This is a genomic window from Nocardia sp. NBC_00881, from assembly GCF_045207455.1.
Classification (GTDB): Bacteria; Actinomycetota; Actinomycetes; order Mycobacteriales; family Mycobacteriaceae; genus Nocardia.
In genome coordinates this window covers 3,878,652-3,901,988 of the sequence record NZ_CP108798.1, presented here as the reverse complement: position 1 = coordinate 3,901,988, position 23,337 = coordinate 3,878,652, and the positions used below count along the sequence as shown (strand labels likewise).

At 63.7% G+C, this 23,337-nt stretch carries 20 protein-coding genes and 1 pseudogene; 13 read left to right on the top strand and 8 right to left on the bottom strand.

Translation table 11 applies throughout. The features are described 5' to 3' along the window. Positions 1-25: 25 nt before the first annotated feature. From OH799_RS16330 to OH799_RS16320, 3 genes and pseudogenes are all read right to left on the bottom strand, one after another. Positions 26-556: pseudogene (locus tag OH799_RS16330) on the bottom strand (IS5 family transposase); the annotation flags it as partial. Between the two features lie 246 nt (positions 557-802). Continuing rightward, the gene (locus OH799_RS16325) at positions 803-1,690 is read right to left on the bottom strand and encodes a TIGR03619 family F420-dependent LLM class oxidoreductase (protein ID WP_406281125.1); all 888 of its coding nucleotides are present in this window, start codon (positions 1,688-1,690) and stop codon (positions 803-805) included. Positions 1,691-1,760: 70 nt separating this feature from the next. Then, positions 1,761-2,138, bottom strand: coding sequence for a MerR family transcriptional regulator (locus OH799_RS16320; protein ID WP_406281123.1), 378 nt, complete (start codon positions 2,136-2,138; stop codon positions 1,761-1,763). A 337-nt stretch (positions 2,139-2,475) separates the two neighbouring features. Here OH799_RS16320 and OH799_RS16315 point away from each other — a divergent pair, with 337 nt between their 5' ends. Continuing rightward, complete coding sequence (locus OH799_RS16315; RefSeq protein WP_406281121.1) at positions 2,476-3,066, top strand: TetR/AcrR family transcriptional regulator; 591 nt, start codon at positions 2,476-2,478, stop codon at positions 3,064-3,066. A 706-nt stretch (positions 3,067-3,772) separates the two neighbouring features. Here the strand turns inward: OH799_RS16315 and OH799_RS16310 are convergent. Next, positions 3,773-5,998 (bottom strand): hypothetical protein, encoded by a 2,226-nt coding sequence (locus tag OH799_RS16310; RefSeq protein WP_406281119.1) that lies wholly within the window; start codon positions 5,996-5,998, stop codon positions 3,773-3,775. A gap of 668 nt (positions 5,999-6,666) precedes the next feature. Next, positions 6,667-7,731, bottom strand: coding sequence for a hypothetical protein (locus OH799_RS16305; RefSeq protein ID WP_406281117.1), 1,065 nt, complete (start codon positions 7,729-7,731; stop codon positions 6,667-6,669). Between the two features lie 101 nt (positions 7,732-7,832). On the opposite strand from OH799_RS16305, the gene OH799_RS16300 reads away from it, so the two are divergent. From OH799_RS16300 to OH799_RS16280, 5 genes are all read left to right on the top strand, one after another. Further along, complete coding sequence (locus tag OH799_RS16300; protein ID WP_406281115.1) at positions 7,833-8,057, top strand: hypothetical protein; 225 nt, start codon at positions 7,833-7,835, stop codon at positions 8,055-8,057. Positions 8,058-8,947: 890 nt separating this feature from the next. Beyond that, positions 8,948-9,190, top strand: a complete 243-nt coding sequence (locus OH799_RS16295; RefSeq protein ID WP_406281113.1) for a hypothetical protein — start codon at positions 8,948-8,950, stop codon at positions 9,188-9,190. A 197-nt stretch (positions 9,191-9,387) separates the two neighbouring features. After that, positions 9,388-11,103 (top strand): MFS transporter, encoded by a 1,716-nt coding sequence (locus OH799_RS16290; protein WP_406281111.1) that lies wholly within the window; start codon positions 9,388-9,390, stop codon positions 11,101-11,103. A 70-nt stretch (positions 11,104-11,173) separates the two neighbouring features. Next, positions 11,174-11,716, top strand: coding sequence for a hypothetical protein (locus OH799_RS16285; protein WP_406281109.1), 543 nt, complete (start codon positions 11,174-11,176; stop codon positions 11,714-11,716). Between the two features lie 56 nt (positions 11,717-11,772). Next, on the top strand, positions 11,773-12,453 hold the full coding sequence (locus tag OH799_RS16280; protein ID WP_406281107.1) for a hypothetical protein: 681 nt from the start codon (positions 11,773-11,775) through the stop codon (positions 12,451-12,453). Between the two features lie 348 nt (positions 12,454-12,801). Here OH799_RS16280 and OH799_RS16275 read toward each other — a convergent pair whose 3' ends face one another. Beyond that, complete coding sequence (locus OH799_RS16275) at positions 12,802-13,995, bottom strand: multidrug effflux MFS transporter (RefSeq protein ID WP_406281105.1); 1,194 nt, start codon at positions 13,993-13,995, stop codon at positions 12,802-12,804. Between the two features lie 99 nt (positions 13,996-14,094). Between OH799_RS16275 and OH799_RS16270 the strand changes: the two genes are divergently transcribed. Continuing rightward, on the top strand, positions 14,095-14,610 hold the full coding sequence (locus tag OH799_RS16270) for a MarR family winged helix-turn-helix transcriptional regulator (RefSeq protein ID WP_406282174.1): 516 nt from the start codon (positions 14,095-14,097) through the stop codon (positions 14,608-14,610). Between the two features lie 284 nt (positions 14,611-14,894). Here the strand turns inward: OH799_RS16270 and paaZ are convergent, their stop codons facing one another. Continuing rightward, a complete protein-coding gene (gene paaZ, locus OH799_RS16265; RefSeq protein ID WP_406281103.1) occupies positions 14,895-16,484 on the bottom strand; it encodes a phenylacetic acid degradation bifunctional protein PaaZ in 1,590 nt (529 codons plus the stop codon). Between the two features lie 67 nt (positions 16,485-16,551). Further along, positions 16,552-17,409 carry a VOC family protein gene (locus OH799_RS16260; RefSeq protein WP_406281101.1) on the bottom strand — a complete coding sequence of 286 codons (858 nt, stop codon included), beginning with the start codon at positions 17,407-17,409 and terminating at the stop codon, positions 16,552-16,554. A gap of 83 nt (positions 17,410-17,492) precedes the next feature. On the opposite strand from OH799_RS16260, the gene OH799_RS16255 reads away from it, so the two are divergent. From OH799_RS16255 to OH799_RS16230, 6 genes are all read left to right on the top strand, one after another. After that, positions 17,493-18,080: a carboxymuconolactone decarboxylase family protein gene (locus tag OH799_RS16255; protein WP_406281098.1), complete on the top strand. Its 588-nt coding sequence runs from the start codon at positions 17,493-17,495 to the stop codon at positions 18,078-18,080. After that, complete coding sequence (locus OH799_RS16250) at positions 18,077-18,925, top strand: fumarylacetoacetate hydrolase family protein (protein ID WP_406281096.1); 849 nt, start codon at positions 18,077-18,079, stop codon at positions 18,923-18,925. Before OH799_RS16255 ends, OH799_RS16250 begins: the two co-directional genes overlap by 4 nt. An 80-nt stretch (positions 18,926-19,005) precedes the next feature. Then, entirely contained in the window at positions 19,006-19,548 is a 543-nt protein-coding gene (locus OH799_RS16245; RefSeq protein WP_406281094.1) for a MarR family winged helix-turn-helix transcriptional regulator, read from the top strand. A gap of 437 nt (positions 19,549-19,985) precedes the next feature. Then, positions 19,986-20,360 (top strand): cupin domain-containing protein, encoded by a 375-nt coding sequence (locus OH799_RS16240; RefSeq protein ID WP_406281092.1) that lies wholly within the window; start codon positions 19,986-19,988, stop codon positions 20,358-20,360. A 280-nt stretch (positions 20,361-20,640) separates the two neighbouring features. Further along, entirely contained in the window at positions 20,641-22,200 is a 1,560-nt protein-coding gene (locus OH799_RS16235; protein WP_406281090.1) for a class I adenylate-forming enzyme family protein, read from the top strand. Beyond that, positions 22,197-23,315, top strand: coding sequence for an alcohol dehydrogenase catalytic domain-containing protein (locus OH799_RS16230; RefSeq protein ID WP_406281088.1), 1,119 nt, complete (start codon positions 22,197-22,199; stop codon positions 23,313-23,315). The genes OH799_RS16235 and OH799_RS16230 overlap by 4 nt, the downstream gene beginning before the upstream one ends. The last annotated feature ends 22 nt before the right edge of the window (positions 23,316-23,337 follow it).

Sequence of the window (23,337 nt, the reverse complement as noted above, 5' to 3'; positions counted from 1 at the left end):
CCTATCTTGTGCACCCGGCGGGCCAGCGCCCTCTGACCGCACCCCGCCCACCGATGACGGGCAAGGCGTCCGGCAGCGGGATGAGCTGGGTGACGTCGTTGCGGTTCCCGCCGGTCAGTGTGACGGCAAGGGGTGTTCCGGCAGCGCCGGTGATCAGGTGGTGCTTGGAGCCGGGTTTGCCTCGGTCGACGGGGCTGGGGCCGGTGTGGTCTCCGCTTTGAGAGCCCGCAGGTGCGAGGAGTCGACAAGCGCGTTCGACAGCTCCAGCTGCCCGGCGGCGCGCAGTTCGCTCGGCAGCTGTTCATGCAGCCGCTTCGACACGCCCGCTTCGTGCCATTCGGCCAAACGCTGCCAGCAGGTCGCGCCGGAGGCTCCGAACAGTCCGGTCGGCAGCTGGTTCCAGCCGATACCGATGCGGGCCACGAACAGGACGCCTTCCAACGCCGCGCGGACGCCGGTCCGCCGACGGTCGGGATACCCGAAACCGCCGCTGCCGCACCGGAATCCATCGCTCCAGCCTCGCCCACAACGCATCGGCCACCACTTCATCAACCACAGCAAGAGTCTCAAAGGCGTTGCACGGCAAACCAAACCGAAACGCCGCATCATTCTGAACTGATCTCTGAGCCGAACCCTGCGGCCAGTCCGGCGAAACCGAGGGATGCGCCCTGCTCCGCCACCCGGAAGAAACCACTTTCATGCGGCGCAGAACGCCTGCGACCGCTCGATAAGCGATCTTGGCTTTCGGCCTCGAGATACTGCTGTTTCAAATCGTCGGCGGTTGTGCTGATCGTCGTCGCTGTCAGTGGTGTTCGTCGTCGATGGCGGAGTCTCTGGGTGAGAGGTCGAATCGTTCGGCGAATTCCGACATCTGGTCGTGTTGCTGCGCGGGGTCTACACCGGCGAAGCCGACGACGATCCGGTCCACACCGTGCTGGGCGAGTTCCTCGACGAGTTCGGGGGACATGTCGGCTGATCCCCAGCGGGTGTACTCGATTTCGGCAGGATCACGTCCTGCGTCGGCGGCGGTCTTGCGGGCCAGTTCGATCTGCCGGTCACGTTCGTGTTCGGTCAGCATGCCGCCCGCGAAATAGCCGTTACCGCGTCGTCCGGCGCGCTGGGCTGCCGCCGCGCTGGAGCCCCCGATATGGATGGGTAGCGCGGTCGTTTCGTGCGGTTTGGGATAGCTGCACAGGTTGTCGAAGGCGAAGAACTCGCCGTGGTGGCTGACGCCGTCCGGGCCGCCCGCCCACAGCAGGCGCAGCACATCGATGGCCTCGTCCGCGCGGCGGCCACGGCTGCGGAAATCGACGCCCATCGCGTGGGCTTCCCCAGGCAAGGCGCCGAGGCCGACGGTGAGCAGTCGCATCCTGCCTTGGGACAGCACGTCGACGGTGGCCAGTCGCTTGGCCAGTACCACCGGATGCCGGTACGGCAGTAGCAGCACACCGGTACCGAGCAGAATCCGATGTGTGGCCGCGGCGACGAAGCTCAGGCAATCCAGTGGATCGAAATACGGCAACGTCGGCGGCAACTCGCCCGCGCCGTAGTCGGCGCCGGGATACAGCGCGATATGGTCCTGGACATACAGTGCCTCGAATCCGAGGTTTTCCGCGTGCCGGGCGAACGCGACGAGGCGATCGGGATCGGTGCCGTTGAACGCCGTGCCGTAGCTGGTCGCAAATCGCATTACGAGATTCCTTCTTGGTACGGATGGGAAGCCGGTCATCGCCGTGCAGGCTCGACCTCAGACAAAAGTGCTAGAGGGAGAATTCGCACTTCGGGGGCGGGCCGGCCACGGCGCTGATCCGCGCGCTCAGCTGTCGCCGCGCGGCGGAGAGCCTGTCGATCGCGTCGTCGATCTCGGCGAGCTTGCCCCGCAGGGACTCCACCGATTCCGGGCATTCGTCGCCGGACCGGTGGCCGGTGCGTAGGCAGGTGACGAACGGGCGGGCATCGACCAGGTCGAAACCCAACTCCAGCAATGTCCGGATTTTCCGCACGATCTCGAGCTCGTGCTCGTCGTAGACGCGGTAACCGTTGGCCGACCGCTCGGGCTGCACGAGTCCGTGCTGCTCGTAGTAGCGCACCGTGCGTGCACTCGTGCCAGCGCGCTCGGCCAGCTCTCCAATCAGCATGTGACCTCCTCTCGAGACTGCTGCAGCAACGGTAAACCTTGTCACCGACGTCAAGGCAATACCGCAAACCCGCACTCGCCCCCACTCGGCTCTGCCCGAACCCACGCCCCCGGTTGGGAACCATGGACAACTCACGGCGTCCACGTCCGCTCTTCGGCATCAGCACATGTCAAGTCGTCATGCACCCAGAAGGCTGCGCACGCGACGAGAACGTAGTTCGGACGCCGGTCCAGGCTGGTGTGGGGCCACCCGTTCGCGGCCTCCTCTTTCACGCATAGATCTACATTTTGTAACCTACTCTTTGTAGTTGAACTGAAGCGATGCCGAAGGGAGGGCAATGACCACGACACCGAGTCGGCTGTCCAAGTACGCAAGGCGGGAACAGTTGCTCGACACCGCCATGGCGGTCGTGCGCGCCCAGGGCACCGACGGGCTGACCCTGGTCACCCTCGCGGAGGCCGCTGGGGTGAGCAGACCCATTGTGTACGACCATTTCGGCACCCGCCCTGGCTTGCTGCTCGCGCTTTACCGGCGACTCGAAGAACGACACCGAACCGCGACGACACAGGCGTTGCGGGGCGCCGCACACATTCCAGGCGAGATCGCCCGCGTTATGAGTACCGCATATTTCGCCTGCGCCACCGACATGCCAGAGTTCAACGCCATTTCCGCTGCGCTGAAAGGAAATCCGGAAATGGAGGCAATCCAGTACGAGATGCTCGACAACTACGCGGAGGCGATGGCCGCCGCACTACTACCACATTCCAGCCTCACGACCGAAGGCCTTCGGCTGCGCTGCATCGGTGTGCTGGGCGCCGCCGAAGCGATTGCCGCAGAGCTGAACCGAGAGCGGACCACCATCGCCGACGCGATCACCGCGCTGACCGACCTCATCGCGGGCAGCCTCGACACCGAGCCCGACCGCTAGCCTCGGCCGATCATGGTTATCGCTTCCGAGGTGTGCCCGATATGGCGAAAGGTGCTCTGAGCTGTGATAATTCGACTTGTCTAAGGTTGAATTGATCGAGTTCTGGAGCACCTTTCTGGTATCGGCCGTATCCGCGCTTGGTTGGTCGATGATGACGGTTCATCGCGCCGGGCCGCAGACCCTCCGAGAGATCGAGACCGGAGTTCCGCGGGCGGCCCCCCGGGCGCAGCAGATTCACCATGATCGGCTAGACGGCTGCGCCGAGGATGCCGGTTTCAAGGGAAGAGGGCCCGCGCGGCCCGAGCTCTCACCCGTAGCATGCAGGTCCAGTATGCATGAACAGGCATTCCAATCTACTGCCACTATTTGCGATCGGGGATCCTGCGACGAATTGGTGCAGGAACCTTTCTATAGAAACGCTGCTGGTAGCTTGATTGTCAGCCTGACGGACGGGCGCCGAATCAGCCGCCGCAGTTCCGGTGCCAGCGATAACTGCCGCCGCAAGCGCTGAACCCACGAGAATGATGGATCGGTGGACAACTTTCATATTCCGCACCTATTCTTCTTTCGGATTGTCCGTACAATCGGGAAATTCCACACTATTTACAGACGGGCGCACAAGCAATCCGCCTATTTCCAATGTTGGTAATAAAGATTCTCACGCGCGTTGCCGGATTATGCACGAAGCTACTTCTCTTCTCGATCATCAGAACCGTGGTAGCGCCTTCGATGGGGTCAACTTCACGTTCCCTGTCCAGTATTCGGAATGCGCCATGGTCTGCAATATTTCCGAAGCTGTGTGGAGATCGCCGGCTTCTGCGGCGTGCAGGTATTGCTGGCTGAGATGCGGCATGATGAACCTGTTCATCAACAGGCCACGTTCCTGACTCCAGCCCTCGAACTGGAGGGGCAGCGGGTAATCCTTGTTGGACTGTACAACGTTGCCATGGCGATCTCGAGTGATCTGGCTGCCACTTGCGAGGGCCTCGATGCCTCTGATCTTGTCCCTCGTGGGCTTTTTGAAGTAGTCGTCGAGATAGTCCTGTTCAGCCTTAGTGAGGGCGGACCGGTCCACACGGTCGATATAGCGCCGGTTTGCCAACCTGTGCGCGGTGTGCTGGAAGAGAGCCATGTTGGTCGGTGTTTGACCCAATTTGAGGATCGACATCGAGGCGGCGGCCTCACCGATATACGCGTCGCCATCCCACACGCTGGGACCGAACTGCTCGCGGTAATTGTAGGCCCGCATGGCACCGACCATCATGTCTTTGTCCTTCCAGCCGGCGTCCATCATGGAAGTGACGACGTCGCCCAGGGCTCCACCGCGGTTGATGACGCGGTCCACCGCCGCGGCGGCGCCGCGATGGGTGAAGCCGTATTCCTGGGCAGCTGTTCTGGCGGCTTCGATATACCCCTCCCGGACCCGCGCCGAGTTGAGCGACCAGCCCTTCCCGAGGATCTCCTTATTCGCCTCGAGATTCATCAGGTCGACCTGATGCCTAAGTTTCGAGTCGAGGTCCCACGGGTTGCGCCTGCGGAAGAGCAACGCGGTGATCGGGTTGGCGCCGATGGTGTTGATGGCGGCGAGTCCGGCGAGTGCCGTTCCCGGCAGGGAGTGGCCGGCCCCCGCGTCACCCATTCCCAGAGCGGTGCCACCGCCGCCCCCACCAGAGCTGCCCGCGCCCTGTATCGCGAGGGCGAATCGGTTGGCGATCCAGTCGTTACCTTTGCTCAGACCCTTGCCGAGCTGCCTCAGCTGCAGGATGGCGACGATCTCCACGATGGCACCCAGGACGAGCACCACCCCGACCTGGCCTCCTGCCTGCCGGAACAGGTTGCCCAGGAATAACACGTAGACACCGAGGAAGACGGTGTAAGCCGCCATCGCTCCCGCCGCGACGAAAGAATCGACGACATCGCGAACCAGAGCCGTCTGCAGCGGTCCGTAGATGTATCCGCCCGCCGCGAAACCGCCGATGGCCTTGAATCCGTGGAAAATGGAGTCCAGCGCCTTCCGAATGATCTTGCCCCCGAGAGACGCCCCGAACACCAGGTGGATCCCCCCACACACCAACAGCACCAAGCCGGAGCCGACCTGGTCTAAACTCGGATCGTGGGCCACGGCATACGCCGCCGTGTCGCCACAGGCCCGCATGCCGTTCAGTACCCGGGAGTCGTCACCAGATTGAACGCCCGCCGACCACACGGCAGCGCACCGCGGCGACTGATCGACGACATGACCGAAGTTCCACACCTGCAACGGATGGCGTGCGAAGTTGTCGGCCAGATCCTGCTGCATGGTGACGACCAATTGGTCCGGATTCGGGCTCGTGCTGCCGTTGAGCCCAGCCGCCACCGCGATACCCACGTTGCGGCCCTGTGCAAGTAGACCGTGTGAGGACAGGACATCGGCCAATGGCTCCGCCAGCACGATCGGGCCGAGCACGGCCACCCCCAGCATCGTCACCACCTGGATCGTGGCCTTCGCGACAAATCCTCGCACTACGAACCAGGCGACGAAGAACGCGCCGATCCCCGCGGCGACGGTCAACAGCAGCGGTGTGGCGATCTGGCCGGTCAGGTTGTCGGCGACCCCGGTCAACGCTCGACCGAACGGATCCAGCCATTGGAAGCTGATCGCGAAACCGATCAACCACACCGCGGAGGTCACGATGACCAGATAGCCGACGAACTCCAAACCCAGGATCAACGACACGATCGTCTCCAACGGATTCAACACGCTGCCGTGGCTGGTCGCGAACACATAATCGGTCAACCGGACCCCGTACGAGTCCCGGATATCCATCCACTGCAGCATGGCGAGACTGGCCCCACCCGACGCGGTACCACTCTGGGTCTGCGCCACGGCCACCGCGCCGACAACGCCCGGGAAGACGAACAGCGCGAGAGTGATCGCCAGAAACCACACCATCCTGCGCCGTCGGCGAGTGGCGTCGACCCAGCATCGAAACCGCTGCGCCACTAACCGAGGCTGCCACCGCGCCGGGTCCCAGAACTCGAACTTCCGCGTCCCCCAGGACCACCGAGCCCTTCGTCGCCGCACTTTCCCGCGACATCCCGTTGAAGTGCTGGTCATTCGACTATGGTCAATTCTGTTTGGAGGCAGGAATCATCGGGACCCGATACCGGGATACTTTCAACTCCCCAGCCGCTTTCATCGCCAAGCCGACCGTGCCGCACCTCAACGGGGATCCACTGGTGTCGTCGAGTGCGGCCCTTTCTGCTTCTGTGAGACGGCACATAGGTCGCCGGTATCCCTATCACTGTCTGTTCAATCGCAGCGGATGGCCGGTTCGTCGTTCGGTGTATCTGCTGCACTGCATGACTGCGAGCATGATTGTTTGTCTGCGCCTCCACATCCGTAACCCATAGGTGGACGGCAAGCAGCTTGCGGCGGCAATGTCAGCCGATCCATCGGAATCGCTATGTCTTCGGTTATCGTCGACACGAGGCTGGTACTAGCAGGCATGGCCGATATCGGGCGGGAGCCTGGTGTATTCGTCCTGCAGCATCGATGGCCCGGACGCCGGAGCGCGCTGACACCCGGTTACCGCAGCACCCGCTCCGGACGGGCACTAGCTATAGCCGGTCCGGGTCGAGCCGAGCGATTCGGGGGTGGAGTGTGGCGAGTTCTCTTCTGATCGAAGGAGTTCGGGCGGACTTCCGCGCTAACGCGAGTGTGTCGAGGCCTGGGTACGCGGGCCACAGGGTCAACAGCATGCCGTCGCGTTCTCGCATTGCTTGTTTGTCCGAGGGATCGATCGCGATGATCCTATGCAGGATCGCTGTGAACGGTTCGTGCGTCGCAACGCCGGTGCGCGTGGCTTTCGCCACGAGTGCACGGGAGAGCACGGCGAGTTCGTCGGTCACCCGGAGCAGCCCGCTTGCTTCAGTTGTGGAGAACAGTTCGCGGAGTTGCTCGACTTCGCCGGCCTCAGCCAGGTCAGCGAATGCGTTGATGCGATACGCGGGCCCCAGGCGCCTATCGCCTGTTACCTTGATCGCCTCACGCCAGCCGTGACCACCGCCGACCGATTCGACCAAGGTCTTTTTGAGCTCGCCCATATGGTGGCGCTCTTGCCTGGGGTCCAGACGCGGCCATCGTCCGAAAAATGCTGCCGCATCACCTTGCCGGGCGAACCGATAGGCGATCCGGCGATGTCCGAGAAAACGCTGGTCCCGGCCTCTGAAGGGCTCGAGTGTGTCGCTGATCTGCTCTGCCCGCGCAATCTCGCCCACACCGAGCAGCGCGTGAATGAGCTGGCTGCGCAGTTTGTTCCGGGTGATGTCACTGGGTACATGGGGGATGACGTTCTCGAACTCGGCGGGCGACATGTCACTCGCCGCGAACAGCAGAATCAATGCCTCGCTGAAGGTGTCGTGTCCATGCGCGTGCCTGAGTTGATTCGCAATAGTTTCCCACGACTGGGACCCCCAATCCAGCGTGCCCATCACGCAGGAGCAGTTCGGCTCACCTTCCCGGCGCAACCGCTCCACCTCGGCGAACACCAGATCACGGCACCAAACCAATCGGTCGGGTAACGGGTATGGCGGCCGCGAACGCCGCTCCCGTTCCTCGTATGTATACACCGTATTGAGGGCCGCGACGCAAGTCTCGACAGCGACTCGTGTCTCCTTCCGCATGCCGCGATGCTATGGCAACCGCCGGTCGAAATCGTTCCGGATACGCCGCGTCCACGGCCCGGGTCTGTTGCCAGACGACGTGGGCCGCGATCCGGGCAACAGTGCGGTCAATTCCCTCGCATCATCGTGGGCAACGATTGCTGGCCGACCTCAACCCGCAGATCGAGACTTGGAAGGCGATTGCCGTCCTGCTCGCCGACCGCGGACCGCGACCGCGACTCGACGACGCCCTCGACCACCTGCGGTCGCGATCCGCGGAACGGGATGCGTCGACCGAAGCAGGTGACGTCATCGCCTACCAGGGAGCCAGATCCGCCCTGGTATGAACAAGCGGCCCGGCACGGGCTCGGGCAGCGCTTCGGCCAGCTCACGGGCATAGACGTCGTCGAGGTGGGCGTCGGGTGTGGGGATACGTGTGATGGCGTTCAAAACCGCAGTGGCCGAACGGGTCCGCAGATTCGGAGAGTCGGCGCGGGAGGTCCCGTCGGGAGTATGACGCATCGACCTAAGCAAAACGGCCAACTTGCTGCCAGACCCACAGGACCTAACTACGAGGCATTGACCTTGATGGTCGATTCGGGGATGGGACGCCGATATTTGTTAGGATCTAGACAATCAAACCTCTTTCGATCTGAGTTGTGGGCGTAGGGAGGTAGATCGATTCGCTGGTATGCGCCAGCGGAGCGGCCTCGGCTCAGATGTAGCGCCTGCCGGTCCCGTTTGTAGGCGCCCGTGTCGGCATCCTCGATGCGCAGGGCTATCAGCTTGTGCGACTTCCATGGAAGGCGTGTCGCGCCCAGTAAGCGATCGATGAACACGACGAGGACCGGCGCAGCGTCCTCGTGCGAGCCTTGCCCTGCGGCTCTGTACCCGCCATTCGGGCGTGTCCGCAGGAATTTCGGTGCCAGTCCTTGCGATTGCCGCCTTGCGATGTATGTCAACGGGCGCAAATCGTTAGAGCCTTGACGATCCGATCGCCGTGTCCTAACCTCTGTATGGCGCGGGTCACAGTCTTGCTCGCCACTCATCGAAGCCTCTCAGTGGGGAGAGAATCATGACCCGTCGCGCCGTGGCCGACATCAATGAGAGCGGCAAGTCCGTGATCGACAGAGATGGCGCATCACCGCGCTCATGTCGATACACGAAGACCAAAGGCTTCACGAACAGCTTTATCTGGACTGCGGCGACACCTGCCGCCCCGACAGCGGATCCGACGATGCCGCTTCGATCGTGGGTCTCAGGTCCGAGTGAGACGATCGCGCTCACGGTCGCCTTTCCACCGACAAGCGTCTATGCCGTCCCGGATTCGACCCGGTTGCTGGCGGCCGAGCAACTGGAGGCCCTTCCGTGGCCCTGCCGAGCTGTTCGAGCCGGAGACCACGACCGACAACCTGAGGCGGTCCTGATCCACGAGGGCACCGTCGAGACACACATGCCGATGATCGGCCGAGCCCTGTAGGCAGTCGGCATCGCACTGGCATACGAAGGTCAACGGTTCGCCGGGGAACCTCGCAGCCGGCCACATTCCGGTGGTCTGCCAGGACGATTTCGGCGCCTCCACCACCACTCGCCCTGCCCTGCAGAGGTCGGGCACGACGGGCGCACACCCCCGCGACGACCGATCGCGTCACATGAACACTTCGGAAGGAATCGAACATGCCCCGATCTGACATCGGCGCCCGCGCCGTGAGCGTCGATCCGCCTGCACGCGTTGCGAAACCTGTGCAGCCACAAGGCGTGGGGACCCTGGCGTGGGGAACGCTCGTCGCGGCAGCGCTTTGCGTCTTCATGGCCCAGTTCGCACTTACCGTGCCTGCGGGCCTGAACGGGTTGTTCCAGCAGGACTTCCACACCTCGGCATCCCAGTTGACCTGGATCACCGACGCTTTTCTGGTCCCGGTCACTGTCCTGGAACTGACCTTCGGACTGCTCGGTGATCTGTTCGGTCGCCGCCGATTGCTGGTCGGCGGTTCCGTGCTCGTGGCCCTCGGGTTCGCGGTCTGCGTGCTGACCCCAGGGCCCGGCACCGATCAGCTGACACGATTGATCGTGCTCTGGACCGGCCAAATCCTCGCTGGAGTCGGCGCCGCCGCAGTGATCCCGACCACCCTGGCCATGATTGCTGCAGGCACCCACACCCCACGCGCCCGGGCCCGCGCTATTTCGGTCTGGGCAGCGTCATTGTCCATGGGCAGCGTGCTGTCGCCGCTCGCGAGTGGTCTGACCGCACAACTGAAATTCAGCGCGGACCCCAATGCCGGCTGGCGGTGGGCATTCCTCGTCGTTGTCGCACTCGCCGCCGCGTCGGCGGTGCTCGCCGCCAAGCTGGCCCAGGACTCCTCGGCACCGGAAGGTCGCTCCCTCGACTGGCCGGGGCAGATCACGATCGCCCTAGCCGTCCTCGGCCTGCTCTTCGCCGTCATCCAGGGACCCACCAGCGGCTGGGGCAGTTCACAGGTCGTCTGCGGTTTCGTGTGCGCGGCCGTCTTCCTGGCCGCCTTCGTTATTGCGGAACGGCGCTCGGCATCCCCGCTTCTGCAACTCGACCTGTTCGCGAACCAGAACTTCACGATCGCCGCAGTGGTGACCGTCGTCGGCATGTTCGCCTACCTCGGCACCGGATATATAACCAGCATTCGCCTCACTGCGATCCAGGGCTTCACTCCGCTGCACGCCTCCGTGGCATTCATCGTGTTCAATGGGGTAGCCGCGCTGATCCAGGTGCCAATCGCGTCCCGCCTCATCGAGTGGTACAAGCCCAAGTGGGTTCTCGGCAGTGGTCTCCTGCTGATCGCCATTGGCAACTTCTGGATGGCTTTGATACCGATCGGCAACAAGGCGGTCGCGCCACTCGTGCCTCCCCTTGTAGTGGCCGGCGTCGGCGTGGCGTTCGCGTTGTCGGCGGTTACCGCCGTCGTGATCAACACCGTCCCCAACAACCTTGCCGGAATGGCAGCCGGATGGACCAGTCTGCTGCGCGATTTCGGGTTCACTCTCGGCCCTGCCTTGGTGGGAGCGGTCGCACTCAGCCGGGCCGCGAACGAGATCAGCGACAAGGTCGTGTCCGACCCGGCTCTTAGCCAAGCCTTGGAAAACTTCAACGCGTCGGCGGCGTCCGCGGCAGCCGACCAGCGGCAGGCAGTAGAGGATGCCATCACCGCGGTCAACTCCGGCCCGCTCGGCGCGAACGGCGTCCCGGCCGTCGTCACCTTGCCGAATGGCTCCACCATGCCATTCAACCCGCTGAAGGAAACCGCCTTCCACGCCCTGGGCAGCGCATATGCGTTCGGCTACCTGATGGTCGGGCTTTGCGCGGCCGTGGCGGCGCTCGCCGCCGTCATCCTGATCGACAGGCGCCCACAGACATGCTGATCGGCGCCAGATCGCAATTCTCGGCCAGCCAGGGTCGAGAACACCAGGAAACTCGAAGAGATGAGGAGTTATGAACAACTTTTCCCGAGCGACGGCATTTGCCGCACTGGCAATTGCCGCGACGGCATTTGCCACGGGTGTTTCGACAGCCGCGCCCATCGAAACAACGGTGCCGGCGACAGCGTCGGCTCCCACTGACCCGGCCACCACAACCCCTGCCGTAGCAGACGATGCCGATTCCGCGTCCGCGCGCGGCGGTTATATGGATCGCGGTACGGAAATCGATAAGGCGGTCGCTTCCGTCACCAGCGCATTCAACAACGCCAGCAACGACGGCAAGATGTTCGGCACGCTGGCCGGCGTGCTGGTCGGCTGCCCGGCCGGGGCGATCACCGGCGGCACACTCACGGTGCTCACCACCGCCGGAATGCTGACCCCGATCGGCGTGGTCGGCGGCTGCATCCTCGGCGGTGTGACCCTCGGCGGGCTCGGCGGGCTCATCGGTGGCGCGGTAACCGGTCTGCCCGCGCTCGTCGGCACCGCGAACGAGCAGTACAACGCATTGCGCGCGAAGGGGTTCGTCGCCGTGCCGGTCGAGGTACCGGCCCCCTGAATCAACCCGGCCGGCGGGCGACCGCCGGCCGTCGCACATTGGAATCGAGCATTGTCATGAAATACACCAGCCAGACTGCCGTGGTCACCGCGCTGACCGCCGTTGCCGTGGCGATCGCCACAGGCGCCGCGAACGCCGCGCCCGCCCCCTCGAACGATTCCGACTTAGTGAGCGTGCAGATCGCGCCAGGCATCCAGTTCGCCGGCGCGGCCTCCGACGACTCGTCGGTTCTGAACACCCCGATCGGCTCGGTGACCATTCACCACGGCCAGGTCGCGATCCAGGACACTGCCCAGCGTCCGATCGTCGGCGTGCCGCTGCAGACGGCAGCCGGGAATCCGGCCGAACAACCCATTGCGCCGAGCGCCACACCCGTCGCGACCGGTCAGGGCGATGCGCTCGCCGACTTGAACCAGGCCTGGCATGCGGCAGGGCCATACACTGGGCTCGCCGCCGGAATCGGCGGCACCGCAGGCGCGTTCGCCGGAGCTGTCATCGGCTGCCCGATCGGCGCGATCACGCTTGGCAGCATGGCCACGGTCATGTCCGCCGCTGTGCTGACTGTGCCCGGAATGATCGGCGGTTGCCTCGCTGGTGCCGGCTTGGCGGCGGCATTCGGCGGGATGGTCGGCAGTGTCGCGGTCGGAATTCCGGTCGGTCTGGCGGTCACCGCTGACAAGTTCAATCAAATCCAGGCCACGCACGCGAACCCGGCCCCGCAGCCGCCCATGGGCTGACCGGCTACCCTCCGACCGACCCCGAAACGCAACGGCGGTCGGAGGGTTCGGCAAACGTGCACCGATACGGAGTCACGGTGAATCTTTTTTGCCAGCGGACGCAGGAATCTCGAATACATCTGCGGACCGGTGGGCTGATTTCGCGGATCTCGTTTTTGCAATTGCCGACATGACACGGCAGGTCGGGACGTATGCCGGGGCCCGAATCGACTGACCGGGCGGGCCGACATACCGGATCGACACCCTCGACACCTACTATGCGAAATGGATCCGGTGCCGCTCCACCGTCCGCCGGCACCAACGACGCCGCAGCACTGCGCCGGCTCGTCCGAGCGGTCCGGTGGTACGTCACGGCGCGGGCGACGCCGACGTTGCGTGAAGGCGTTTACCTGCAAGTAGGGATGCGAGGTATGCCAGAACCGCGCAGGTGAGCATCGTCAGCACCATCGGGGTCGCTGTCGCCGCGCCCCCGAGACCTACCAGTGGCGACACGACTGCGGCGAGGCCGAATTGGAGTGCTCCGAGTACTGCGGAACCAGTTCCCGCTGCCCGCCGCGATTGTTCGACCGCGAGTGCGGTCGCGTTGACCATGATGACTCCCACGCTTGCGACTGTCGGCCAAAGTAGGAACAGGGTCAGCCACTTGAACGGGCCGACCAGCGCATCGATCGTCAACAACGCCGTCAGCGCGACCACGGCGAGAATTCCGGCCCGCAGCAGAGTCGCCGATCCGAGTCGCTCGGCCAGTCTCGCATTGAGAAGACTGGCGCAGATGAGGCCGATTCCGTTGCACGCAAAGACGATCGAGTACTCCATTGTGGACAGTCCGAACAGGTTCTGAAACACGAACGGAGAGGCCGAGATGTAGGCGAACATCACCCCGAAACCGAAGGCGAATGTCAGGGTGTAGCCGAGGTAGCGTCGATTCCCGAGAACGCCGGCCAGGCTGCCACCGAATACGCGTAGGCCACCGCGTGTCCGTAGCTCGGGCGGGTGAGTTTCGCGGACATGCAGCAACACTCCCATGAGCATCGCCGCTGCCAGCGCCGTCAACACCCAGAACACACCACGCCATCCGACATGATCGATGACCGCACCACCGAGTAATGGTGCGACTACCGGCGCGACCCCGCTGATCACCATCACCAAGCTGAGTGCCTTCACGGCGGCGGCCCCCCGGGCGCGATCCGAAATCACAGCGCGGCTCAGCACGATCCCGGCGGCGCCCGTGAAACCTTGCGCGAAGCGGAAGGCTGTCAACGACTCGATGGTCGGCGCCAGCGCGCAGGCGACACTTGCCGCGATACACACGATCGTTCCCCCGATCAGCAGGTGTCGGCGTCCGAATCGGTCGGAAATCGGACCGATGACGAGCTGGCCAACTGCCAGTCCCACCAAGAATGCGGTCAGTGTCAGTTGGATCGAGGAAGCGCTGGTTCGGAATTCCATGGCCATCGTGGGGAATGCCGGCAGGTACATGTCCGTTGCCAGCGGTGCGACGGCGGCCAGGAGCGCCAGGACACCAACCAGAAGACGCGGCATCGCCGACGCCAACGGACTATCGGCGAACGACTCAGGGGAACCATCGTCGGATTCAACTGTATATCTAGATATAATTTTAGAGGTAACCATATAGGTATGATGTCATGTGTGACCGAGAGAGCGAACCTGTCAGACGGTGATGTTCACAACGTTGCCGCGACCCTTCGCGGTCTGGTGTGGTCGTTGCGCCGCTTCGGCGAACGTCAGTCCGGGCTTGTTCCCTTGCCCAACTCGGAGTTCGAAGTGCTCAGGACAGTGGCGGAGAGCCCAGGCTGCACCGTGTCCGACATCGCGCGACATTTGGGGCTGCAAGCCAGCAACGTCAGCACCACGGTCCGCAATCTGATGAAGCGAGGCCTGCTCGTTCGAGAGGTCGATCCGTCCGACCGCCGATCCGGTCGTCTGCGGCTGAGTTCGGAAGCGCAGAGACACTCTGCGCTTATCGAAGATGCGTGGGAGCGGGCGATCAACACCCAGTTGCGACTCATGAGTGCCGACGAAGTTTCCACCATCGTCGCGGCCGCCCCGCTCCTGAGGCGACTGTCGGGCATGGCCGAGGATTCGTACGGCGTAATCGGCTCTGCGGGTCGGAACTCGAAGTCCAACGCTCGTTGACCAGGCAGTCGCATGGTGGTGTCCGCTGTCGCGCAGTTGTGCGCGCTACGTGCGAATACGTCGGCGAGGAGGTCTAACGCGCGGTCATTGCTTGTGTCGGTCCTCGGTGGCAAGGGTTTCGTGACTTCATCGTGATATCACCGGTCGAGAGCGCGTACGTCCGGACATCCCGGCCGCGCGCTCGGGCGGAACTGTTCTACTGATCGAACGGACCGCAGAAATGGACATGACGCCGAAGCACTGCGGAACGCACACGCGTGCCAGAGAGGTTCATCGTGTGCCTCTCACGGTGCATCTCCGCCCGATACGGCGGAATTGGTTGCGGAATCCGACTGCAATGCCGCAAGTAGGTCAGGAGACGCTTGCAGCGCGGTCCGCTGCATCAAGTCGATTACGCCGCGTATCCCAGCCATTTCCGATCCACCGCCTGCGCGGCCGGGCCCTCCGTGCTTCAGTGCCGGCAGCGGGGATCCGTGGCCCGTCGTCTGGGCCATGTTGGAAGAGTCCAACAAGTGCAGCCGACCGTGCCACGGTGCCGCCTCCTGGAGAAAGGTTGTCGTCCATGACCGGTCGTCGCTGACGATGGAGGCGACCAGGCTGCCCTGCCCACGGGCGAGGAGGTCGATCGCGTGTGCTGTGTCGCGGTAGGGCAGTACGGAGGCGACCGGGCCGAACGCTTCCACTTCGTGCGGTGCGGCGGCGTCGGGGTCCGCCGAGATCAGGATGGTGTCCAGGAACGCGCCTCGCTGCGGGTCCGCGTCGATGACCTCGACCTTGATCGGGTCGCCGTGGACGAAGCGTCCGGCCTCCGCGATCCGCCGGGCCGCGCGGCGTACTTCGTCTCGCTGCTCGAGGCTGACCACCGCGCCCATCTGGACACCGTCCGAGGCTGGGTTGCCGATGGTGACAGTCGACAGTCTCGCGGAGACGGCGTCCAGGACTGTCGTCTCGAACTCATGCGGCACCAGGATGCGCCGGATGGCGGTGCACTTCTGTCCAGCTTTCAGCGTCATCTCGTTCGCGACTTCGCGGATGAATGCCGCGAATAGTTCTGAGTCGGGCTGTACATCGGGTGCCAGTACGATGGCGTTGACCGAATCCGCCTCGGCGTTGAACCGGACCGACTTCGCGACCACCGTGGGCTGGGTGCGCAGGACTCCCGCGGTCACAGCGGATCCAGTGAACGATAGGACATCCTGTTCACGCAAAAGGTGCAGTCCCGGGCTGACCGACCCGGCGATCATTTGTAGCGCCCCCGGAGGAAGGACGCCCGCTTCGGCGACGATGCGAACCAGGTGCTCGGTGAGATAGGCCGTGGGCGTGGCGGGTTTGATGACGCTCGGCATGCCGGACAGGATTGCCTGTGCCAGCTTTTCCAGCGGCGCCCACACCGGGAAGTTGAACGCGTTCACCTGCAGTACCAGTCCGCGCGAGGGCGTATTGATATGGATACCGAGAAAATCTTCGCCTCTGGCCAGTCGTTCAGCCGGCCCCTCTAGTAGGAAGGTGTCGTTCGGAAGTTCGGAGCGTGCACGGCCGGCGTAGTGGCGAACAACGCCGATACCGCCGTCGATGTCGTAACGCGCGTCGGTAAGCGTTGCGCCGGCTCGTGCTGAGAGTGCGTAGAGCTCGGTGCGCCGCTCCCGCACTGCGACCGCGACGGCTTCCAGAATGTCTGCCCGCTGGTGAAAGGTCAGGTCTCGCAGCGTGCGGCTTCCCACCCTCCGGGCGTAGTCGAACGCCTCTTCCATGTCGAGGCCCTCGGAGGAGACGCGGCACACAAGATCACCGGTGACCGCGTCGCGTACATCGAGCGCGGAGTTGGCCTTGGGCGCAGGTGAAACCCACGCATCCTGCAAGTAGCTCTGGAGCATCGGTCGGCTTTCGTTCAGGGACGGGAGATATGTCGTCGGAGGCCTGGAGCGCTGAGGTCGGTAGGCCTTATGAAGCCGGATGGTGGCCCCAGATATCGGCTGTGTAGGTGCGGCTGATCCAACGCCTTTCGTCGACCTGCACGCCGCCCGCACCGATCTCGATGCCGAAGCCAGCTGGGGAGTTCATGTAGAAGGAGAACATCCCGTCATTGGCGTGCTTGCCGAGCGTGGCCATCAAAGGCACGTCGTAGTCGCGGACCCGGTCCAGAGCGCGGCCGACGTCGTCTGGATCGGAGACCTCACACAAGATGTGGTGTGTCCCTTCGGTCTTGTAGGACCGCACGAAGGCAACGCTGTGATGCCGCGGATTGCAGCCCAAGAAGTAGAACGTTCCCCACGGATAATCGGCGGTGTCACTGAGCCGGAATTCCAATACGTCGCAATAGAAATCGACCGCCTCCTGGATATGCGGGGTCTTCATCACGACGTGCCCCAGCCCCTGCTCACCGGTCACGAAATCCACGCCCAGCGGTGAGATGAACTGGCTTCCGCCGAGTCGGCGCCCAGAAAACAATTCGGTACGAATGTCGCACGGTCCGGTGAAGTGAACCATCTCAGCGACCTCGCGGTCCTTGCATTCCTCATCGGTGCCGGTCACAACGTCGACACCGGCTTTTTTGAGCCGCACGCCGAGTTCGTCGATGGCTGCCGAGTCGCGGACCTCCCACCCGATGACCGTCACACCGCTGGTGGGGGCTTCTTCCACCCAGAATCGAAAGGGGTGTTGGTCCATCCGCAAGTGGTAGCGTGCGGAATCCTCCGGTTCCGGAAGGACGGCCAAACCGATCACCTCTCGAGCGAAGTCTCGCCAGGTAGCCGGGTCAGGAGTGCCGATACCGAGATAGCCCAGGCTCTGGATTGTCATGACCACACCATATTTGTATGACCATTGACAGTCAAGGTTCTGACCAATTAGGTTTGCGGCCATCGAACACGAGGAGCTTTTCCATGCCCGAAGAGACCCGCTTGCAGCCCGTCGACGAGGCGGACCTGCAGAACAAGACGCTCGAAGCGCTCGCGCCCTACCGCGACCAGGATGGTCGGATTTACGCCATCTGGGGGACGCTGGCACACCACGAGGACGCATTACGCCGTTTCCTGGTGTTCGGCAACCACGTATTAGGCAAGAACACCCTGCCGCTGAAGTCGCGAGAGCTGATGATCGTGCGAATCGCGGCTCGCGCGCAGGCGGCATACGAGTGGGACCAGCACGTGCGGATCGCCCGGCGTGCCGGTCTGTCCGACGTGGAGATCATGGCCGCCGCGACTGGTTCCTGGAACGAGCTGGACCAGCTCGACCAGGTATTGCTCGCCGCCACCGACTCGCTGATCGACGGTCAGCGGGTCGACGACGAGCTATGGCGCCGCATGGCATCGACGCTCAGTACCCAGCAGATCATCGACGTCCTCTACACGGTCGGCCAATACCTCACCATCGCGACCGTCATCAACACCCTCGGCGTCCAGCCGGAGGGGGACCTGGTGCTCGACCTTCCGCGTGCGGAGGTCGCAACTCGAAAGGATCCGCAAGCATGAAGCTCGCGAACATCAACGGCCGTCCCAGCATCGTCCGCGATGGCCTCGCACTCGATGTCGCCGCTGTGAGCAAGGGTGCAATCGAGCCGGATCTGCACGTGCTCTCCGATCTCTCTCGGCACGGCGAGCTGCGCGCCCTCGCGGATAGCGCCGCCGAGGAAGACTGGCAGGACTTCGACTTTCGAGACCTGGGACGCGTCTCCCGGCCGTACAAGGCGATCGGCGTCGCGCTCAACTACCGTGCGCACGCCGAAGAATCAGATCTGCCCATACCCGACGAACCTTCGGTGTTCGCGAAGTTCGCGTCCTCGGTGATCGGCCCATCCGACACGGTGGTCGTGCCACTCGCCTTCGACAAGGTGGACTACGAGGCCGAGGTCGTGGTGGTCATGGGAGCGATCGGTAAGAACATCCGCGAGGAGGACGCCTGGTCCTACGTGGCGGGCATCACCGCAGGGCAGGACATCAGCGACCGCAGGGAGCAGTGGCGCAAACCGCTCAATCAGTTCACGCTTCCGAAGTCGTATGACACATTCAGTCCGATCGGCCCGTTTCTCGTCACGCTCGACGAATTCGAGAATCGAAACGACATCGAAGTCGTGGGGCATGTCGACGACCTGGAAGTACAACGCGGACGTACCTCGGACCTGATCTTCAGCATCCCCGAGCTGATCGTCTGGCTGTCGAGGCGGGTGACGTTCGAACCAGGCGACCTGATCTTCACCGGTACTCCCGCCGGCTGCGGTGTCCGCCGCACGCCGCGGCTGTATCTTCGCGACGGCATGGTTCTTCGCACCAGCGTCTCGGGTGTCGGTTCTATGGCCAATCCGATCGTCGCGGGTTGAAAAGGTCGAGTGCTGGCTCGGTGGTAGCGTCCGACCGATCGGCGGCATCGACCCAGCCGTACGAGGGAGGGCATGAGATCGTGGCGGATATTGCTCACGGGGCAGAGGACGGCGACCGGCCCCGAACGCGGGAATTCTCCGAACTGCTGCGCCACCGCCACCGGGAACTCGGTACGACCGAGCCGCGGGTGCTCGATGCGATCGAGATGATCACAGACCTCACGCGCCTGGAAGCCAGGGTGGTCCATGACTTCGAAAGGCACGTCCACCGGCCCCTCGGGCTGACCTGGGCCGGCTTTCGCATCCTGAACACACTATGGGTCTTCGGCGGTACTGCCCAGCAGGAGATCACCCGGCTGTCCGGGACGTCTCGGGCGAGTATCTCGAGCGCCCTCACCACCCTCGAGAACCGGGGGCTCGTCGTGCGCCGTCGCGCCGACGAAGATCGGCGACAACTCATCGTCGAACTCACCTCGGAAGGCCGGGACACGCTTCAGCAGGCAATTGCCGCCCAAACCCGCCGTGAGCAGGCGTGGACCGCCGCGCTGCGCAATGACCAATTGAGTGAGCTCGTGCACCTACTTCGGACGCTGGTGAACCAGGAGACCCCGCCAGTCGACTGAGACTGTATTCGGGGAGGCCCGACGCATATTTGATTCCGGTGGCGATTTTTGGAACCTGCTGGCAAACGCAACATTGTTAGAGTCTTGACAATTATTCGGCAGTTGGTTTAGCGTAGATCAACCGCCCCGAGTGGCCGTGAGGCCGGGCCGCCGACGGCGCGCTCATGCCGTCTGCGGCCCGGCTCCACTTGGCGTCCGGCGTGCACATTCCGCGATTCGAGAATTGCGAGAACTGCGCTCGCACTAAAACTCATCAGCTCTGCGAGGAGTAAGAAATGGTCCGTCGCGTCGTTACGGATATCAGCGAGAACGGCCATGCCGTGATCATCAGTGACGGAGAGCCTCCCCGATCGCGGAAATACACGAACACGCCCGGTTTCGCGAATTGTCTGGTGTGGGCGACTACAACGCCTGCCACCGTTTCTGCGGATCCCACAATGGCTATTCGGTCCTGGGTGCCCAGCCCCGGCGAGACGATCGCGCTCACTGTGACCTTCCCGCCCGCCAGTGTGTACGCCGACCCGTCGTTCGACCGTGCATCCGCAGCCGCTGAGCAACGTGAAATCACGCCGGGACTCGCCGAACTGTTCGAGCCGGAGAACCCGGGCATGCACACCACGCCCACCATCGATTACGGCGTCGTTCTCGACGGTGAGATCGTTCTGGACCTCGATGGCGACTCCACCGTCCTGCGGGCGGGTGACATCGTCGTACAGAACAGCACACGGCACGCCTGGCGCAACCCCGGCACCACACCCGCCACTGTCTTCTTCGTTCTGATCGGTACGGGCACCACAGCGGGAGCGCAATGACAATCCCATCGGGCAGGACGCCGAGCCAGGACGCCATGCGATTCGGTTGTGCGCTACCGGCGGCGCAGACACCCATGCGTCGACAACCCGTATGCCGGATTCTGGGCAGCCACCGGCCGATCGCCGCTAAACCGCAGAACCCTGCCGCCGACCTCGCGACCACACGCTGGATGGTTGTACCCGAAGGCCGACTTTGTTCGAACGAACTCGTTCACGTGAAGCCCGGCGTACGGCTTCCTGCTCGGTGTGATCTGGGTGTGACAATGTGATGGAAGTGCCGATGCTCGCAGCCGAGAAAGCGACCTGGTTCGGCGCCCACTTCCTTGCGAGTGCGGCCGAGACCGGTTCCAGAACCGCCCTCGTGTTCGAAGACAGATCATGGACCTACACAGAGCTGGACTTGTTGATCCGGCAGGCTGTTCGGTGCCTCCGCGCGGTGGGCGTTGGTAAGGGGGACCGAGTCGTCATGCAGGGCGTCCCGCGGCCCGAGGCCATTTCGGCGTTGTTCGCGGTGACGAGGATGGGCGCTATCCTCGTCCCCCTGCATCCTCAGATCACCGAGAATGAACTCGCTGTGATCTGCGAGGAGACCTCACCGCGCGCCATCATCGCCGACTCCTCGTTCGTGGGGCACCGACTGGCCGACGCTGGTGCAGCGCTGCTCGCTTGGGACGAGCTGTGCGCTGGCGATCGGTCCACCGGCGAGCACGTACGCGAGGCCCCGGACGGCTCCGACGTCGCCATCATCCCGTTCACATCGGGGACGTCCGGCCGACCCAAAGGTGTAGCGCTCACCCATGACAACTTGTATTGGAGCATGGTCAATGGTTTTGCGGGCCTCCCGATGGAGGACCGCGAAGTAGCCCTGATCGCAACGCCTCTGGCACACGTCGCAGTCCTGGGTGGACTGCCGCAATACACCTGGGCGCGTCGCGGGACTGTAGTACTCGCGCCGAGATTCGATCCCGGCCTGTTCATCGACCTGGTCCGCGACCACAAAGTGACGACCGCGTTCGCGGTCCCGGCGATGCTGACTCTTCTTGTGCGGCACCCGCGCTTCCACAGCGCCGATATGGACTCGCTGCGCTGGGTGTTGGCGGGCGGCGCGCCCGCGGTATCCACGACAGCGACTCGGTTCGACGACCGCGGTATTCATATCGTCAACTCTTACGGCCTGACCGAATCCTGCGCCGGCGTAACCTACGCGGCCGGCGAAGACGTCGCCGACCACCCCACATCGGTGGGACGCCCCATGCCGCACGTCGAATTACGCGTGATGGACGACAAAGGCGTACCCGCTCCGGCCGAAGCTGTGGGCGAGATCTGGCTGCGCGGGCCATCCATCGCGGCCTCATATTGGACGCGGGCCGGGCTGCTGCCCGTCGCTGACCCCGACGGCTGGTTCCATACCGGCGACCGCGGCCGCTTCGACGCCCGAGGACGTCTCGAAGTGGTCGGTCGCGTCAAGGACACGATTATCACCGGCGGTGAGAATGTGGACCCGGCCGAGGTCGAGAACATCCTCGCCGGTCTGCCCGGCGTTCTCGACGTCGCCGTATGCGGCTTACCGGACCCGGTGTGGGGCGAAATCGTGACTGCGTTCGTGGTGGTGGGGACTCGCGAGGTGTCACTCGACGACATCCGCAAGTACGTCGAGGGCAAATTGACCAAACACAAATGGCCCCGACAGCTCTTTCTCGTCGAGATGCTACCTCGCGGGGCAACCGGAAAGATCCAGCGCCAAAAACTTATCGACCTCGCCTGTCATTCCACCTCAGCCGGGCGGGACCGACAACCATCGCCATCGAGTAGTGCCCCAGCACCAAGGAGTAACCCATGAGCGCAACGATGCGCGCAGCGCGAATGCACCATGTCGGCGAACCGATGAGGATCGACGAAATCCCCATCCCCAATCCGGGTCCGGGCGAGGTCCGGGTTGCCGTCCATGCCGTGAATATCGTCCCGAACCTCGCCAATATCCTGAACATGTGGACGACGTGGTTTCCGGATAGCCCCCTCCCGACCTTGCCCGCAACATTCGGTCTGGATCCGGCGGGCGTGGTGGAAGCCGTCGGAGAAGGAGTCGAGGACGTCCGAGTAGGCGATCGGGTATACGTTAATCCGGGCCGTCACTGTGGTTCGTGTCGAGCTTGTCGCAACGACGACTCCATCAACTGCGCCAGCTACGTCCTTGCCGGCTACTTCGGCTACTCACCGACCGCCATGGGTTTGCTGGACCGATACCAAGGTGGCCTCGCGGAGTATATGGTTGCGCCCACCTACGCGTTGGTGAAAATCCCGGACTGCCTTTCGTTCAATGCCGCAGCCCGGTTCGGCTACCTGGGCACGATGTTCTCGGCGCTGAGAAAGGCCGGTGCAGGCCCAGGCAAGTCGGTCCTGATCAACGGAATTTCAGGGACCTTGGGCGTCGGCGCCGCACTTCTCGCGCCTGCCATGGGACTGACGCGGGTCTACGGCACTGGCCGTAACCGGAGCCTGCTCGATCAAGTCGACAAGCTCGCACCCAATCGGATCCGCCTGCATTCGCTCGACGACGGCCCAGTCGAGGAATGGATCCGGGAGGAAACCGACGGGTACGGCGTAGACATCTATATCGACGCGCTCGGCCCTGGAGCTCCCCACGAGACCTTCCTCGCAGGTATCCGGGCTATGGCACGCGGTGCGGTCGCGGTCACCATCGGTGCCGTCGCCGGACAGGTTCCCGTTGACATCCATCGCCTGATGGATCAGCAACTACGACTGGTCGGCTCCGTGTGGTTCACCGCAGGCGAAGGTCAAACCATGGCCGACATGGTCGAGGCCGGGTTACTCGACCTCACCCCCCTCGAGCACCGCGTCTACCCCCTCGAGCAGGTCAACGAGGCCATCAGCGGCACCGCGCAGCGGAACGGCGGCTTCAGCAACTTCATCATCAGCCCACTGGTGAAGGCCTAGCCGACCCGCCACATCTTCGTCT